The following is a 14,829-nucleotide window of genomic DNA, read 5'->3' as shown; positions in this document are numbered from 1 at the left end:
TATGTTAGCGTAGATCATCCGCTAACTCCTCTGCCACACCTTTTTTCGTTCACCCAAGGAAAGAAGTTTACGAATCATTTAGGACTGCTATATATGTTATTTTGTCAAGGTTTTAGGGAACTCTATTAATAGAACCTTATAGATTTACCCATCTGTTTAGATATCAATAAAAATCGATTTTTTAGGATATTTACTTCTGTGTAATGACCTATTGTATAAATCCCCATTGTCCAAAACCTATTGACCCAGTGAATGCAAACAACGTTATTTGTCGTAACTGTGATACGGAGGGGCAAAAGAGGGTTTATCAAACAAGTAGGTGTTAATTTCATAATTAAAACCCATCATTCAATTTCAAGAAGTTATGAATAATATTTTGTCCATTGGGACTCGCCTCAGAGATCGTTACAAAATTATTGATGTTTTATCTCATCAAACTGCATTTGGTATTACTTATAAAATCGTAGATTCTCATCATCCAAATAAACCAACGCGAATTTTAAAACAACTTAAAAAAACAACAGCAGCTAAATTAGACATTGAATATTTATCAACAAGCAAACAAGAAATTATCTTAAAACAATACTGGCTAGAATGTCTAAGACTGTTCAGAATAGAAAGCCAAACATTAGCAAAATTAGGTGAAAACTATCAACAAATACCGACAATTTTTGAATATTTTGATGAACAAGATGAATATTTCTATGTTCAAGAATATATCGAAGGGCTTTCTTTAACCACAGAAATCAGACAAGGTAAAAGATTATCAGAATCTCAGACAATATCTTTATTGATAGAAATTTTAGAAATTTTGGAATATGTCCAAACATATCCTAATTATTCTGTAATACATAGAGACATTAAACCGGAAAACATTATTCGTAGAAGTGCTGACAATAAATTAGTTTTAATTGATTTTGGTTTAGCTAAAGAAGTAACGGTTTCAGGTACAAAAATTGGTTCAATCAAAGGAGGTACAAAAGGATATATTGCGCCAGAAATTCTCTTAGGAAGAGTCTCCTTTGCTAGTGATATTTATTCAGTGGGAATGATTGGTGTTTTTGCTATCACAGGAGAAGATCCTGCTTATACAGCTACATTAGCTGAGAATTGGCAAAGTAAAGCTAATGTGAGCCAAGAATTTACCAGTGTTTTAAATAAAATGGTCTGTGAGAGCTATAAACAAAGATTTCAAAATGCCACTGAAGCTTTAGTAGCACTGCGAAACTTACTCAAGAATACACCACATTCTCAACTTCCATTAAAATTAATATCCCAGTTAATAGTAGGGATTGTTTTAGTGATTGTAGTTATTAGCACAATTATTATAACTAAAAAAACTGATACAACATTAATAGCAGATGGCAAAGAACAGGAAGGACAATTAACTCAATCAGACCCAAAAGAACTAATTAATGGGAAACACTATGATATTTACAACTTTACAAGCGGGAAGCAAAAATATTTAACTGTAGAAATAGTAAGTAAGAATTTTAATCCTACTTTTACCATTCGTAAAGTCAATGAAGATAATTTTATTTCAGTAAAAAATATTAGTACTAAAGAGAATAATTTTACTGCTACTTTTATGTTAGAAAATGGTCAATATGAACTGAAAATTAAATCAATAAATATGGCGTTAGGAAATTATGCGATCAAGGCTTGGGTAACTGATAAGTAGCTCAACTTGAAAATACATAATAACCAGATAACCGACTTCTTTAAGAAGTCGGTTATCTATCTCATAATCAAATCATCCGCTACGTGCAATTTCCTTAACTCAGATATTGCACCTCTCCGTACAATTCCAGGCAAACTCAAAACATTGACAATAAGGCTACCTTCTTTTTATTAGCTTTTATTGCGGAATCAAGGGTTATGGGTTAATACTGAGTAATAAAATTACATCAGTTTTTATTGGTGCAAGATGTGAGTTAACCTGTCACGATGGATCAAAATCGTCTGCGTGGGTTTAATGTTCTTATTCTACCTCTATGAACTATCCTGTGGGAAGGCTACGCCTGTACTTGTATAGCCGCGATTTCTAATCTTCAAGCATATTTAAACAAATTTCTATAAAAAACTTAATGCAGTATATACAATATTAAAGGTATTTTATGCTACAACAAAGCAGGTTCATAATTAAGGTAATGAAAAGTTATCAGTGGTTATTATTTCTGAGTTTATTTAGCCTAAACCTTGCATTGATGGGGTGTGAGGGTACAGGGATAGGAAGTCAAAAACGGGAAGAAGTCGCTTTTTATTGTGAAACTGATAGCAACGGAGAGTCTGTAACCAAAGTAAAAAATGGTGCAAAAATTCAAAATTTCATAGTGTGGAGACGCACGAATTTTGTGAAAGCTGGTTTTCCTCCCCAGCGTAGATGTGAAGAAGTCACGCCTCGGTTACAGAAAGCTTATGATAACGATACTTTGAAAACTTTAACTTGGGGTTATGCAGAAGATGACAACCTCAAAAAACATAAAGCTTTATGTACCACCATAGGAAAAGATTGCCATACTCTGATTCTAACTTTACTAGAATCAGATGATCCTGATCTGGAATTAAAAGCTTTTACTGCGGTGTTAAATGGTGATGCTTCCCAAGCATATCAAAATTCTTCTTGTGCGCTAAATAATTCTAGTCGTTTATCTTGTACAGTGGATATTTTCCGGTTGTTTAAAAAATAAAAATAAAATTTACATAAGTATAGGTTAAGCGACAGAGCAACCCAACAAAAACCTTCACAATGTTGAGTTGACTTACATCTACTAAATCTACATATACATAATAAGTAGAATCTATATGAAATTACACAAGCTATCAAGTTTATTATTATTCTTGGTTTTATTATTTGCTGCTGCTCCTATTGTCGTTACTGGTTGTAGTTATTCTCTGTTCGTGCCAAAAGCAAGGACGCTATCTGAACAGGAATTAGAAAATACTTTAAAGGAAATTACTGTTAAAGTTATTGCTGATAATCAGGAAGCAGCATCAGGAACGATTATTAAAAAACAAAATGGCTTTTATACTGTCCTGACTAATTATCATGTGGTGAAAAATGCTAAATTTGTGAAAATTGTCACTTCAGATAATCAAGTTTATAATGCTGAAGCTGTGAAGTTAGATAGACAAGATAATCAAAAGGATGATTTATATGATTTGGCAAAGGTGACTTTTAGTAGTGAAAATATTTATCAAGTTGCTGGACTTGCAGAAGATACTATCAAACTAGGAGATAGGGTATTTGCAGGGGGATATGTTAAGGGTAATTTTCAAACCACAAAGGGACAGGTGCGATTATTTTTGAATCAGGCTTTAATTAAAGGTCATCAAATTGCTTATGATAATGATATTCAACAGGGGATGAGTGGGGGAGCAATAATTAATGAAGCAGGTAATTTAGTGGGGATTAATAGTAAAATTGCTCATCCAATTTTACAAAATGATTTTCGCTATTTAAAAGGTGAACAACCTGATGAGAATATTTTAAAGGAATGGGGTAATTATAGTTGGGGTATTGCCATTAATTTAGTAGATGAAGCTGCACCTGATTTAGCTTTGTTTCCTGAGAGAGAAATAATTAAAAATGGTGGTATTCCAGCTAAGGTTTTAGCTATTGCTAAACAGTCTTCGGTACGAATTGAAGGTAAAAGTGGTATTGGTAGCGGTGTAATTATTGCTAAAGACAATGATGTGTATTATGTGTTAACTGCTGCTCATGTGGTGGAAAGGGAACAAGATTATCAAGTTGTTGCACCTGATAAACAAGTATATAGGGTGAATAATAAGACTATTCGCACCAGAAAGGGACTTGATATGGCTGTTTTTCAGTTTCGTAGTTTCCAGGAGTATCAAGTAGCTAAATTGGCGGATTATGAATTAAAAGAACAATACGTTTTTCTATATGGTTGGAAGGGTGAAGAAATAAATCATCCTTCTTTATTTAATGCGGGAGCTATGTTTAGTACATTAGATTTAGGACGTTTTAGTATCAGAAAATTTTTTCAGAGAGGTTATGAATTAGTATATACAAATGAAGGTTATCCTGGAATGAGTGGAGGAGGTATTTGGGATACAAAAGGCCAGTTAATTGGTATTCATAATGCCTCAGAAAGCGATTTTTTGGGATATAGTTTAGGTTTGTCTGTTCAAAGTTATTTATTTTATCAAAGAGAAGCTTTATGGAATTTGCCTGAAGCTAAACTAAATCTTAGTAAAAATGAACCTGATACAGAAGATGTAAATTCTATACAAATTTCTATACCTTCTCCCCCTGATGTGAATGGAACAGGTAATGATTGGTTAAAATATGGTGTTAAATTATGGAGAATCCAGGAAGATGATAAAGCGATTGATGCTATGGAAAAGGCAATTAATCTTGATCCCAATCTATGGCAAGTCTATTATAATATTGCTGTCATTTGGTTGTCTCGTGGACAATATGAATTATCTTTATCTGCTATCAATATGGCTATTAATAAACAATCCACATTAGAAATTCATCGTTCTTATTTGTTAAAAAGTTTAATTTTAGAACATTTTAAAAAAACTAAAAGTGCTATAGAATACATAAGTTTAGGAATTAAAGCAGCAGAAGAATTACAAAAAAAAGAACCTTTGCTATACTTAATGCGTGCAGATTTACTAAAGAAGTCAAAACAATATAATGCAGCTATTATAGATTGTAACAAGGCTATTGAAATCAATCCTCAGATATCAGAATCTTATCTACTTCGTGCAGATATTTATGAAGAACAAAAACTCACAAACTTAGCAATTACTGATTATAGCCAAGCTATTAACATTAATCCTAAATCTACAGTGGCTTACTATAATAGAGGGGTTATATATGATAAGCAGGGTAAGAATGACTTAGCAATTGCTGATTATAGCCAAGCTATTAACATCAATCCTAAACTTACAGATGCTTATAAGAACCGTGCAATTATATATGAAAAACAAGGTAAAAATGACTTAGCAATTGCTGATTATACCCAGGCTATTAACATTAATACTAAATTTACAGATGCTTATAATAACCGTGCAATTATATATGAGAAGCAAGGTAAGAATGACTTAGCAATTGCTGATTATACCCAGGCTATTAACATTAATCCTCAAGATGAAAGATTTTACTATAATCGTGGAATTGTCTATAGTGAGCAAGGTAAGCAAGATTTTGCAATTTTTGATTATACTCAAGCTATTAATCTTAACCCTCAATTTGTAAATGCTATTTCTCAGCGTGGACTCGAATATCTTAATCAGGGAAAACTGTATCCAGGTATTGCTGATTATAAAAAAGTTGTTATGATTAATTCTCAGTATGCTACTACTGTTAAGTCTAAATTTATATCTATATTAATTTTAGGGGCAATAGGTAATTCTGGATTGGGAAATACAGATTTAGCTATAAAAAATTATACAAAAGTTATTGAAATTGATCCTCAATACGCAGATGCTTACAAGAATCGTGGAGTTCTTTATGCTAAACAAGGGAATATTCAACAAGTAATTAAAGATTTAGAAACTGCTAAACAACTCTATCAACAGCAAGGTAATATAGATAAATATCAACAGCTAAAAGAAATTTTGAATCAATTATAGCTTATATTTTCATTCGTGATTTTACCTTCTATCCTCTGTCGGTGCGTTAAGTTTGGCGAACTGCAATCAAGGCAAATTTCCCTATCTACTAAGAGTGCCGGAAGTTGCGATCGCCATCAAACCTCACGCAGCCCAATCTTTACACAGCAACTCTGCCTGTTGCAATACCGTCACCATCGCCTTCTCCTGTTTCTCAGGCGGATAACCATATTTTCGCAGCAGGCGCTTGACTAATCTCCGCAGATCCGCAAAATCTGCATCATCAAAAGTAATATTCTCCTGCTGCATCCTTTCTCTAAATTGTAAAGTCATATCCCAAAAGCCCTCAGACCTTGTTTGTTCTTCCTCTTTTTCTGCTACATCCTCAAGAATAGATGTGATTTCTTCTTCCAAAGTCCGTTGATGACTCTGAGCCAGACGTTTTAGTTTTTCTATAACAATGGGATTAAGCTGTTTCAAGATAACTTGAGTTATATTCATCTCCTTAAAAATAAGTTTGGCATTTTCATTAATTCATACCGCAACTTCCCAGTCTTCATACTGCAACCCTTCCACACGGCTAAACTCTCCCACATTATGAGTTACCAACACCAAATTATTAGCAAGAGCAATTGAAGCAATTTGTAAATCATAAACTCCAATTGGTGTTCCTTTTTTATTCAATTCAGAACGAATATAACCACAAATATCTGCCGCTTGACCATCGAAAGGTAAGCTAACAAATTCATCAAAAAATATCTTTAATGTTGCCAGATTTTTGTCTCTACTAGAACTTTTATAAGCTCCGTAATAAAGCTCAAATTTTACAATATCACACAGGAAAACATCATCTGGTGGCAGTGAATTTAAGCGATAAAAAACTGGATTATTACTGGAATTAAGATACCGAATACAGGCATTAGTATCTAACAAATAACTCATAATAGCGGCTCTCGTTCCTGTGCTTCTGGCTGAGGCTCTCTAACTAATAATTCCCCCTGCCAAGCACCACAAGTCTGCTCAAAAAAACCAGGCGACCAGTCCCTACTTTTAGATGTAATTATCGGTGTATTTTCCGTTACATCCTCAAGAATAGATGTGATTTCTTCTTCCAAAGTCCGTTGATGACTCTGAGCCAGAAGTTTTAGTTTTTCTATAACAATGGGATTAAGCTGTTTCAAGATAACTTGAGTCATATTCAACTCCTTAAAAATCAACTAACTCATCACTAACAATAAATCCCACCTTTAACAATTGCTGTTTAATCTCCTCATCCAGCAATTGCCCCTCTCGCATTTGCTCACCTAATGCCATTGTAAGCTCACTCATTTTCTCCTCAAAGCTTACCCCATCCTCCACTTCATCAGGAATCCCCACATATCGCCCTGGTGTCAACACAAAATTATGCTTCTCAATTTCAGCGATTGATGCAGACTTACAAAAGCCCTTGATATCGCGGTAACTCCCCCCCGACTTCTTCCACTCATGGTAAGTATCAGCAATCTTGCTAATCTCAGCTTCCGTAAAAGTCCGACTACTGCGATTTACCATATAACCCAACTCTGAGGCATCAATAAACAATACCTCACCGTGTCTATCCCTGTTTTTATTCCCGTTTTTATACCGACTGAGAAACCATAAACAAGCAGGAATACCCGTATTGTAAAAAAGTTGGGTTGGCAACATGACAATACAATCCACCAAATCCTTCAATACTAAAGCCTTGCGAATATCTCCTTCACCGCTTGTATTTGATGACAGCGAACCATTCGACAACACAAAACCCGCCGAACCTGTCGGTGCTAAGTGGTAAATGAAATGCGATACCCAAGCAAAATTGGCATTCCCAACTGGAGGTACAAGGTCTTTATCCAGCCAGCGTCCATCATTTCGCAACAACTCGCCGCCCCAATCACTATCATTAAAAGGAGGATTAGCAATGACAAAATCCGCTTTTAAGTCCTTGTGAGCATCATTGAGAAACGAACCTTCAGGATTCCACTTAATATTTGAGCCGTCAATCCCCCTAATCGCCAAATTCATCCGACACAATTTATAGGTTGTCTCGTTACTCTCCTGCCCATAAATTGAGATATCATCCAAACGCCCTTGGTGATTTTTGACAAACTTCTCACTCTGGACAAACATCCCCCCTGAACCACAGCAAGGGTCAAATACCCGCCCATTGTAAGGCTCTAGAATTTCCACCAATAACCGCACAATACTTTCAGGTGTATAGAACTGCCCCCCCTTCTTGCCTTCGGCTAGAGCAAACTGTCCCAAAAAATATTCATAGACTCGCCCTAAAATATCCTGTGCCTGTGCCTCAGCATCCCCTAACGTAATTGATCCAATTAAGTCAATTAATCCGCCCAAAGCTTTTTGGTCTAATTTCTGCTGTCCATACACCTTGGGCAAAATCCCTTTTAACCGGTTGGCATTTTCCTTCTCGATTGCTTCCATAGCCAAGTCAACAGTTTTACCAATATCAGGCTGTTTTGCTTGTGCCTGGAGAGATGGCCACCGTGCCTCAACTGGCACAAAAAACACATTCTCTGCCGAATACTCGTGCCGATCCTCTGGATCTCCTCCTGCGTAATCCCCCTCTCCCGCAAGCAGCTTTTGATGCAACTCTTCAAAGGCATCAGAAATATATTTTAGAAAAATTAAACCTAAAACAATGTGCTTATATTCAGCAGCATCAATATTTTTTCGCAGCTTATCCGCCGTTTTCCATAGTTTCTGCTCAAATGACTCTGAGTTATTCTGCTTTGCTGCTACTTCTGCCATCTTATCTCTAGTTTTTTAAAACAAATCTAAACCAGTCAAAATTATCGTTTTCGTTCATTACCAGTAAATCACAAACTTTTGGAAATGAACTAAAAACAAGGGTTTCAGCCCTCCCTCGTGAACAAGGAGTATTTACAAGTGGTAACAGAGCGATCGCTGTCATCACTTAAGAGTGTTATCGTTATTTCGTGATTTAGCGAAAGGACGAAATAACGATTAGCCATGATTATCTGTCCAGTATTTAAAAATTCGTTGCAATAGCTCGACTTGGGTACAACCGTAAGTAGCAGCCGCAATCTTAAAATCCTTTTTAAACTCGGCAGGTACTTTAAAATTCAAGTTGGAAATTTCACCTGGATCGGGCTTCTCCAAGTTATCTTTTGTTTCTTTAATGCTAGGGGGTTCACCCTTGCTCAGTTTGCGAGGTGGTGGAGGTGGTTTAGTTGACATAATTAGGACTCTTGCTTACTCAACAGATCAATAATTCCTTGGGCTACTTGTTCTGCCCGTTGCTTCAAAGTAGGAAACGTGACCTCAGAAACAGCACGACCGTTATCACTTGCCTGACGGTAAGCTGTCTTTTCGGGGATTGAACCAGCCACTGTGACATATCCAGCTTTATGAATATATGATCTGCCCTCCTCAATTTCATTCTCCCGATCGCCGACTCGACATAAAACAAAAATAATTTTATCCGTAGGAATTTTGGCGTTTACCAATTCATGCGCCAACAGTACAGACGGTTTGAGATCGTCCAGTGATAAACCAGTGGGTAAGACAAGTAAATCACTTGCACGGGCAATTTCTAGAGTGCCTTGCATAGAATGCGGTGGCCCGTCCATAACCATGAGGTCATAAACCGAGGCGTGTTTCAGAGCTTGAGCAACAGTGCGGAATGGTTCAACAGCAATCTCCGGCTGGATACCATTGACTGAGCGGCGTTGTTTCCAATCCGTACTCGTACCTTGAGAAATATCCAGGTCTGCTATTTTTACATCCCAGCCAGCAGCAGCATATTCACGAGCAATGAGCCGAGCAAGGGTGCTTTTACCTACCCCCCCTTTTTGAGAAATGACACCCACCAATACGGTCATCAAATTTCGTCCTTTCGCCCTATAGCGAATTAGTTATATCGTGTTTTCGCTTAATCGTACAGAGAGATTTCGTTTAAGCAAGAATTAGCGATTTAACGAAATAACGATTTCGTCCTTCAATCAAGGCAAGGACAGCAAACGTAAAACCTGTTGTAGATAGGCATCAAATTGTCATTTCTTTAGGTAAAGTTCCGACTCTCCAATAAAATTCGGTACTTTATGCGAAGTTAATAAACTAAACTGTCTAGTTTGCCAAGTCCTAAATTTTAGCTAAAAGGAAGTTTTTTTTCTAAAACCTAGTCTGAGTAAAGTTTACAGACGACGCATGGCGGTAAAATGGGCTTTGGCTACTTTTATCCCCTATAAGCTTACATGAAAGAGTTAGGTATCGGGTTCTATGGTCGCGGGTTTTAATCAACGCTTTCACAGGGTCGAAGCCAGCTAATTTACCCTGTTCAAGTTCGGATGAAGTTGGTCTAGGTATGAGAATAAAACTCCAATTTCATTCGCGATTGTAACTAGGGTGATCTGCATATTTAAAATTAAATAGCCATGATTGTATGATAACTCTATAAAAGATGAAAAGAATATCGTAAGATAAAGCGATGCATACACAATCTTTGGCAGAAATAGTACCTTTAATAGGATCTACATCTCTTGGAATTGTTATAGGTTGGCTGATTAGATACTTTATTAGGCGATTCCAAAACTATACTCCACAAGCATTAAGCAGCCTTGTTGGAGTTGTTGTAGGTGGAGGTATTGTTAAGTTTCTCGGAGCAGATCAGACAGTAACCTGGTTCTATCCTATAGGATTATTACTGGGATTTATAATATATAGCTTTCAAGCCTATTTGTTTAAAAAAGAAGATGATGGAACCCAGTTCGCCAAAAAACCTGATCAGAAGTAAAAGTTTATGGTTATTCAGTACCTAATATGCAAAGTTATTAGGGGTAAAGTTACGGAAGCTGTCACCAAGGACAAAGTAGCCTGTAATTTCTATGCCACAAACGTTTCAGCCTTTATAATGATTGAGGATAGCGATCACCCACCATTGCTAAAAAGTTTCGATTTGAGTTTGAGTCGGAACTACGAAGCGAAAATGTGATTTAAAGAAAAAGCTTGCTATTGCGGCAAACTTTTTCTTTAAATCACAATCAAGATACCATACCAACACTACATATTTTCATATTCAGTCGTTTTCATTACTCACAGGTGCGGGAATGCCCTCTAGATCTAGACCAAGCTCTTAATATTGCATAACGTATTCTTTTCAAAATCCCAGGGGAACTATCATCAATTCCTACTTTCTTAAATGCTTCAGAAATTGCTTTAAGCTTTTCTCTCATATGAGGATCATTGCGAAATAGAGTTTTTGCAGCTTGCTGTACTGCTATGTAGCTATCTTTAAAGAGAGAAGTAGGACGAAGATCTTTTAAAGCTAGATAGAAAATTATAGCAACGGTTCTAGCATCGAAAATATACTCTCCAGATGCATTTTTGCAAGTCAGCAAATTGTAAGCCACTTTATTATGGATTCCAGAGTTATAGTGGACTCCCAGCCAATCATTATGTTTTTCAGCTCTTTCAAGAGGAGAATAGTAGCAGTAATGATCCATGTGTTCAGGTTGATTGTACTTACTAGGATTGCTCAGATCCCGTATGGGTCGTCCTTCTTCACCAAAACCTTGTCCTATCTCCCAGATCCATTGTTGAATATTTAATTCATTATAATTGGAAAACAAGATAGCAAAAATGTCAGCGTAAGATTCATCAAGTGATCCTGACTCTCCTCTATAGTCAAAACCGTGTCTCCCTGATCTCTCCAAAGAATCAAACCCTACAGTTTGATAGTTCAAACCGTGAAAAAATTCATGAGCAACCATATCTTGTGCAACAGCATAAGAACGAAGTTGCCCATTCACGTTGCACTGTCCAAAAATTGTCTGTGCAGGACGGTCAGATAAGGGTTTCAACCATCCAGCATTGTTCAACTTACAGTTTATGCTGGAGATGTATATTACTTCTTCTCCATTTGATGATGTATGCTGAAGTACATCATTGATAAATTGAGCTACATTAGTAACATTAGTATGAGCTTTTAGACACTGCTTATCACATCCTGATAAGTTCGCATCTAAATATGTAATATCAGGTTTAAAAGATAAATACTTTCCTGGAAGGAATTTTTTATTCTTGCTAAAATCATCAGTTTCTTCTAAGTCACGACCTCCAAAATTATAAATCTTTACAGTTAAATTTTCAGCTTCTGCATCATTTTTTTCCTCGATCTCATGTGGACACATCAAGGAACTTAGCCTATGAATACAATCAGCTTGTATAAAATTGCCTTGTATCATTTTTTCTTTAACCTTATTTCTGGATTGTCCTTAAACACGGATTTTTATCGACTAAATCTCCAGTATGAGCATCGACAACATAGTCTACAAGGTCTGGTACAGACTCAAGATTGTCGGTTTCTTCTGGATTTTTCACTATACTATGGATTTCTTTGCTATCTGTATACCTAATATCAGTAATATAAACAAGCCGCCAGTCTTTATTACTAGAGTCGTAGTAATAGTAGAGACTGGGATTTAAATCTAAACTTTCTAAATTATAATTAGTTTTTTGCTGAATCAGGTCTTTAATATCATCAGCCTTTATACTCGGTTCAGGTGATGTATTGATGATTAGCGTATCACCTATAGCAGAAGCGGAGTTAATTGCAAGAAGATCATTTTTTTCGTCGACTTCCAAAGTGACTTGAGCACCGTATACGGGAATACCTTTATACTTTTGACGTATTTGGACTTTATGTGTATTAGTCAACTTCAAAGTTTCTTTACTTACAGTTTCAAGCTTACAATCGTTATTAATGGACGAATTAGATTTTTTAACACCTGAGAAACTAGGTTCAGGGCTTTCTGAATGTGCAACTAATAAATTTGACAAAGAATCTATAAAATATGTAAATATTTTAAATATAGAAGATTTTTGGAAGTAGTTAACTTTTCTTAAATCTTCTTTTTCTAGTACTATTTTTAACTTTTCTTCTACTTCTCCAAATTTGTAAAGCTCCGCTTTACCTACAATTTTTATTCCGGCAGGGTCAACTTTCTTCAATGCTTCAGAGAGAGCAATAATTTCATCACTTCTAGAGAATGAAGCTTTATCTACAGCATGGACAAAAAATGTTTTTAGACCGTTGCTATTCATGTAATAATTACCTTTGTGTTGATGAGGAATAAACTATCTGACTTTTCACAGTAAGTCTCAAAACCCTCTTTTAAACTAAGTTTTATTCAGCAGTTTTAAGTTTTGTTAATGTTGAATACATAATAATGCTCAACTAAAAGGTAGGATTTGGGATTGAGATGTAAAAAAGTATAAAATTATACCTTAACTAAGGCGCTTGAAAAGTCAATACAATCTGTTTTTTACTCTATAAGCTTACATTCATCCTATAAACATTTGCAGAGTAATAATACTTAAAGTAAAAGAAATCTAAGTATTTTTCTATACGTTGTGCTTTTATTAGCACACTTGCCCTACATAGGCAAGTTGACCCTTGAAAAAGACAAGGACTTTGGAGATCGCTATAACAAAAATCTTTAGGTATAACTTTATAAAGATTTTTCTTTTAAAGAGAGATACAAATTAAGTATGCAGTTTTCCGGAAATTAAAGCAATAAAATTTTTATAAAAAAGTGTTAACTCGTCCTAAATGTTTTCTATATCTAGTTTTTATGGCTCACATCCGAGCTATTTAGGAACATCTAAAATTAGGGAAAAAGACGAAAGTAAGAAGTTTTATTAGCGAAGATTCTTCGCATACTCCAGTTCTAGGGGTGAAATAAACAGTGATAAGCTGTTCCACATCGAATACTGTTCGGTTAGGGTAGCCGCCGAAAGGTAGAGTCGAGGGGAATGAACTGCTTTAAACTAGAATTACCACAATCCAAGCAACTCTTAACAAATAGGCGGCGTAGCGGAGTGTCTGCCGATGCCTGCAACAATTTGGGTAGCTCAACGAGTGAATTTGTAGCAGTGGCAGACACCGCCTATTTGGCGTAAATAGAAGGTTCGTGCAACGAGGGGCAACCTGTAGCTAAAAACCTTATACAGCAACAGTTACAGAGATTGATACGAGATTTAACCGCGCTCATAAAAAGATAAGTTGCACAAATACTTTTTCTAGCGCATAGACAGTAAAATAACTTTGCCTAAAACGGAGCTTGGAGTACCTGGAAGTTTTTGTTTCAAAGTACTATGGCTCCGTCTCGAAACTGAAAAACATTGCCTAAAATGAGACGAACTAGGCAAAGTTATTATTTGTATTTCTTATCAATCAAGGCTAAATAAAGGGTTATTTTTACTAAATTTTACAAGGTTGCCCCTGGTTGCACGAACCTTCTATTTACGCCTATTTGAGCGAAGCGGTTAAGAGTTGCGCCATCACCTAGAGAGACATCCCTTTACTCTGTCTTCTTCGTTGTTCCTGTTTTTCTTCTATTATTTGTTGCAATACGCGGTCTGCTTTTTGCCAAAGCTGAATATCTTCTCTTTCTACTGTCCCGATATTAATCGGTGAATACTCAAGCTCACCTGACTGGTTTCGGTTGACTGCCACTCGAAAAATTTCACCCCGCTCATCATGGGTAAATACCAGTTCTCTACCCTGCTTCTCTAGAGTTGCACGTTTGAATCTAAGGCTATTTGAGCCACTTTCTCTTAATTGCCAATTGATTAGTTGAACAGCAATAGGTACAGCCATCGCTAATAATTCCGATTCAATACCCTGCTTTTCATCGAGTGACTGTTCTGGTTCTGACTTTTGAGTTACCAGTTGATTGCTAGCGATAAGTACCAAATACTTAGCTTCATCTTGTGTCCATCCGGCTGGACTGGCAAAGAGAATTTCTTCAACTTCCTCGGCAGGTTTATCATCTTTGAGTGCCAATATAGCAATTTCTTTATCTCGGTCAGTCACTAATAAGTTTTGCAAGCCTACACTGTAATACTCATATAACTCGGCTGAAAGATTATCTTTTAGCTTTGGTTCATCTGTAGTTATAGTTTGAGTTTGATTAAGAGCAACTGCATCCACTGGTTTTTGTGATCTATGGAGTTGCTCCAAATAAACAATCGCTGCTTCCAGGTCGTCGAATATGGTTCTTCCGGCTGATAGCTGCTGCTGATTTTGAGAAAGTTGTTGTGTTAATTCTAATACTGTTTGGGTTAATGCTGATTCGACAGTTGATTGCTCAACATAATCAGAAATTGATGAAATGGCTCTCTTCTCTAGATATGATTGTAACTCAGTTGCAAGAACTGCATCCAGGTCATTAAATG

The 14,829-nt window shown here is 36.1% G+C and carries 15 protein-coding genes and 1 pseudogene; 7 read left to right on the top strand and 9 right to left on the bottom strand.

Annotated features, from left to right (window positions below; translation table 11 throughout):
- The first annotated feature begins 203 nt into the window (after nucleotides 1–203).
- The 4 genes from HWQ39_RS34395 to HWQ39_RS12775 all read left to right on the top strand — a co-directional run bounded on the left by HWQ39_RS34395 (nucleotide 204) and on the right by HWQ39_RS12775 (nucleotide 5,610).
- A complete protein-coding gene (locus HWQ39_RS34395) occupies nucleotides 204–326 on the top strand; it encodes a 4-Cys prefix domain-containing protein (protein WP_366932268.1) in 123 nt (40 codons plus the stop codon).
- 38 nt (nucleotides 327–364) lie between these two features.
- On the top strand, nucleotides 365–1,681 hold the full coding sequence (locus HWQ39_RS12785) for a serine/threonine-protein kinase (protein WP_292845042.1): 1,317 nt from the start codon (nucleotides 365–367) through the stop codon (nucleotides 1,679–1,681).
- A 469-nt stretch (nucleotides 1,682–2,150) separates the two neighbouring features.
- Nucleotides 2,151–2,690: a COP23 domain-containing protein gene (locus tag HWQ39_RS12780; RefSeq protein ID WP_292845040.1), complete on the top strand. Its 540-nt coding sequence runs from the start codon at nucleotides 2,151–2,153 to the stop codon at nucleotides 2,688–2,690.
- A gap of 115 nt (nucleotides 2,691–2,805) precedes the next feature.
- The gene (locus HWQ39_RS12775) at nucleotides 2,806–5,610 is read left to right on the top strand and encodes a serine protease (protein WP_292845037.1); all 2,805 of its coding nucleotides are present in this window, start codon (nucleotides 2,806–2,808) and stop codon (nucleotides 5,608–5,610) included.
- A 123-nt stretch (nucleotides 5,611–5,733) separates the two neighbouring features.
- Here the strand turns inward: HWQ39_RS12775 and HWQ39_RS12770 are convergent, their stop codons facing one another.
- The 6 genes from HWQ39_RS12770 to HWQ39_RS12745 form a co-directional block, all read right to left on the bottom strand.
- Nucleotides 5,734–6,090: a type I restriction enzyme endonuclease domain-containing protein gene (locus HWQ39_RS12770; RefSeq protein ID WP_292845034.1), complete on the bottom strand. Its 357-nt coding sequence runs from the start codon at nucleotides 6,088–6,090 to the stop codon at nucleotides 5,734–5,736.
- Between the two features lie 33 nt (nucleotides 6,091–6,123).
- Nucleotides 6,124–6,531, bottom strand: a complete 408-nt coding sequence (locus HWQ39_RS12765; protein WP_292845031.1) for a type II toxin-antitoxin system VapC family toxin — start codon at nucleotides 6,529–6,531, stop codon at nucleotides 6,124–6,126.
- Nucleotides 6,528–6,785, bottom strand: a complete 258-nt coding sequence (locus tag HWQ39_RS12760) for a hypothetical protein (RefSeq protein ID WP_292845029.1) — start codon at nucleotides 6,783–6,785, stop codon at nucleotides 6,528–6,530. The genes HWQ39_RS12765 and HWQ39_RS12760 overlap by 4 nt, the downstream gene beginning before the upstream one ends.
- Before the next feature lie 10 nt (nucleotides 6,786–6,795).
- The gene (locus HWQ39_RS12755) at nucleotides 6,796–8,379 is read right to left on the bottom strand and encodes a class I SAM-dependent DNA methyltransferase (RefSeq protein ID WP_292845026.1); all 1,584 of its coding nucleotides are present in this window, start codon (nucleotides 8,377–8,379) and stop codon (nucleotides 6,796–6,798) included.
- Between the two features lie 216 nt (nucleotides 8,380–8,595).
- Nucleotides 8,596–8,829 carry a hypothetical protein gene (locus HWQ39_RS12750; RefSeq protein WP_292845023.1) on the bottom strand — a complete coding sequence of 78 codons (234 nt, stop codon included), beginning with the start codon at nucleotides 8,827–8,829 and terminating at the stop codon, nucleotides 8,596–8,598.
- 2 nt (nucleotides 8,830–8,831) lie between these two features.
- Nucleotides 8,832–9,473 carry a ParA family protein gene (locus HWQ39_RS12745; protein ID WP_190938712.1) on the bottom strand — a complete coding sequence of 214 codons (642 nt, stop codon included), beginning with the start codon at nucleotides 9,471–9,473 and terminating at the stop codon, nucleotides 8,832–8,834.
- Between the two features lie 605 nt (nucleotides 9,474–10,078).
- Here HWQ39_RS12745 and HWQ39_RS12740 point away from each other — a divergent pair.
- Nucleotides 10,079–10,384: a hypothetical protein gene (locus tag HWQ39_RS12740; RefSeq protein WP_292845020.1), complete on the top strand. Its 306-nt coding sequence runs from the start codon at nucleotides 10,079–10,081 to the stop codon at nucleotides 10,382–10,384.
- A 6-nt stretch (nucleotides 10,385–10,390) separates the two neighbouring features.
- Nucleotides 10,391–10,582, top strand: a complete 192-nt coding sequence (locus HWQ39_RS12735) for a hypothetical protein (RefSeq protein WP_292845017.1) — start codon at nucleotides 10,391–10,393, stop codon at nucleotides 10,580–10,582.
- Between the two features lie 97 nt (nucleotides 10,583–10,679).
- On the opposite strand, the gene HWQ39_RS12730 is transcribed toward HWQ39_RS12735, so the two are convergent.
- Together HWQ39_RS12730 and HWQ39_RS12725 are read right to left on the bottom strand one after the other, a co-directional pair.
- Nucleotides 10,680–11,834 carry a M4 family metallopeptidase gene (locus tag HWQ39_RS12730; protein ID WP_292845014.1) on the bottom strand — a complete coding sequence of 385 codons (1,155 nt, stop codon included), beginning with the start codon at nucleotides 11,832–11,834 and terminating at the stop codon, nucleotides 10,680–10,682.
- A gap of 13 nt (nucleotides 11,835–11,847) precedes the next feature.
- Nucleotides 11,848–12,693 (bottom strand): hypothetical protein, encoded by an 846-nt coding sequence (locus tag HWQ39_RS12725; protein WP_292845011.1) that lies wholly within the window; start codon nucleotides 12,691–12,693, stop codon nucleotides 11,848–11,850.
- Between the two features lie 711 nt (nucleotides 12,694–13,404).
- Here HWQ39_RS12725 and HWQ39_RS12720 point away from each other — a divergent pair.
- Entirely contained in the window at nucleotides 13,405–13,551 is a 147-nt protein-coding gene (locus HWQ39_RS12720) for a hypothetical protein (protein WP_292845008.1), read from the top strand.
- A gap of 385 nt (nucleotides 13,552–13,936) precedes the next feature.
- On the opposite strand, the pseudogene HWQ39_RS12715 reads toward HWQ39_RS12720, so the two are convergent.
- Nucleotides 13,937–14,829: pseudogene (locus HWQ39_RS12715) on the bottom strand (relaxase); the annotation flags it as partial.

Origin of the sequence: Nostoc sp. NMS8, from assembly GCF_017115045.1 — a bacterium.
Taxonomy (GTDB): Bacteria; Cyanobacteriota; Cyanobacteriia; order Cyanobacteriales; family Nostocaceae; genus Nostoc.
The sequence above is the reverse complement of the archived record's forward strand: the minus strand, read 5'-3'. Positions and strand labels throughout refer to the sequence as shown.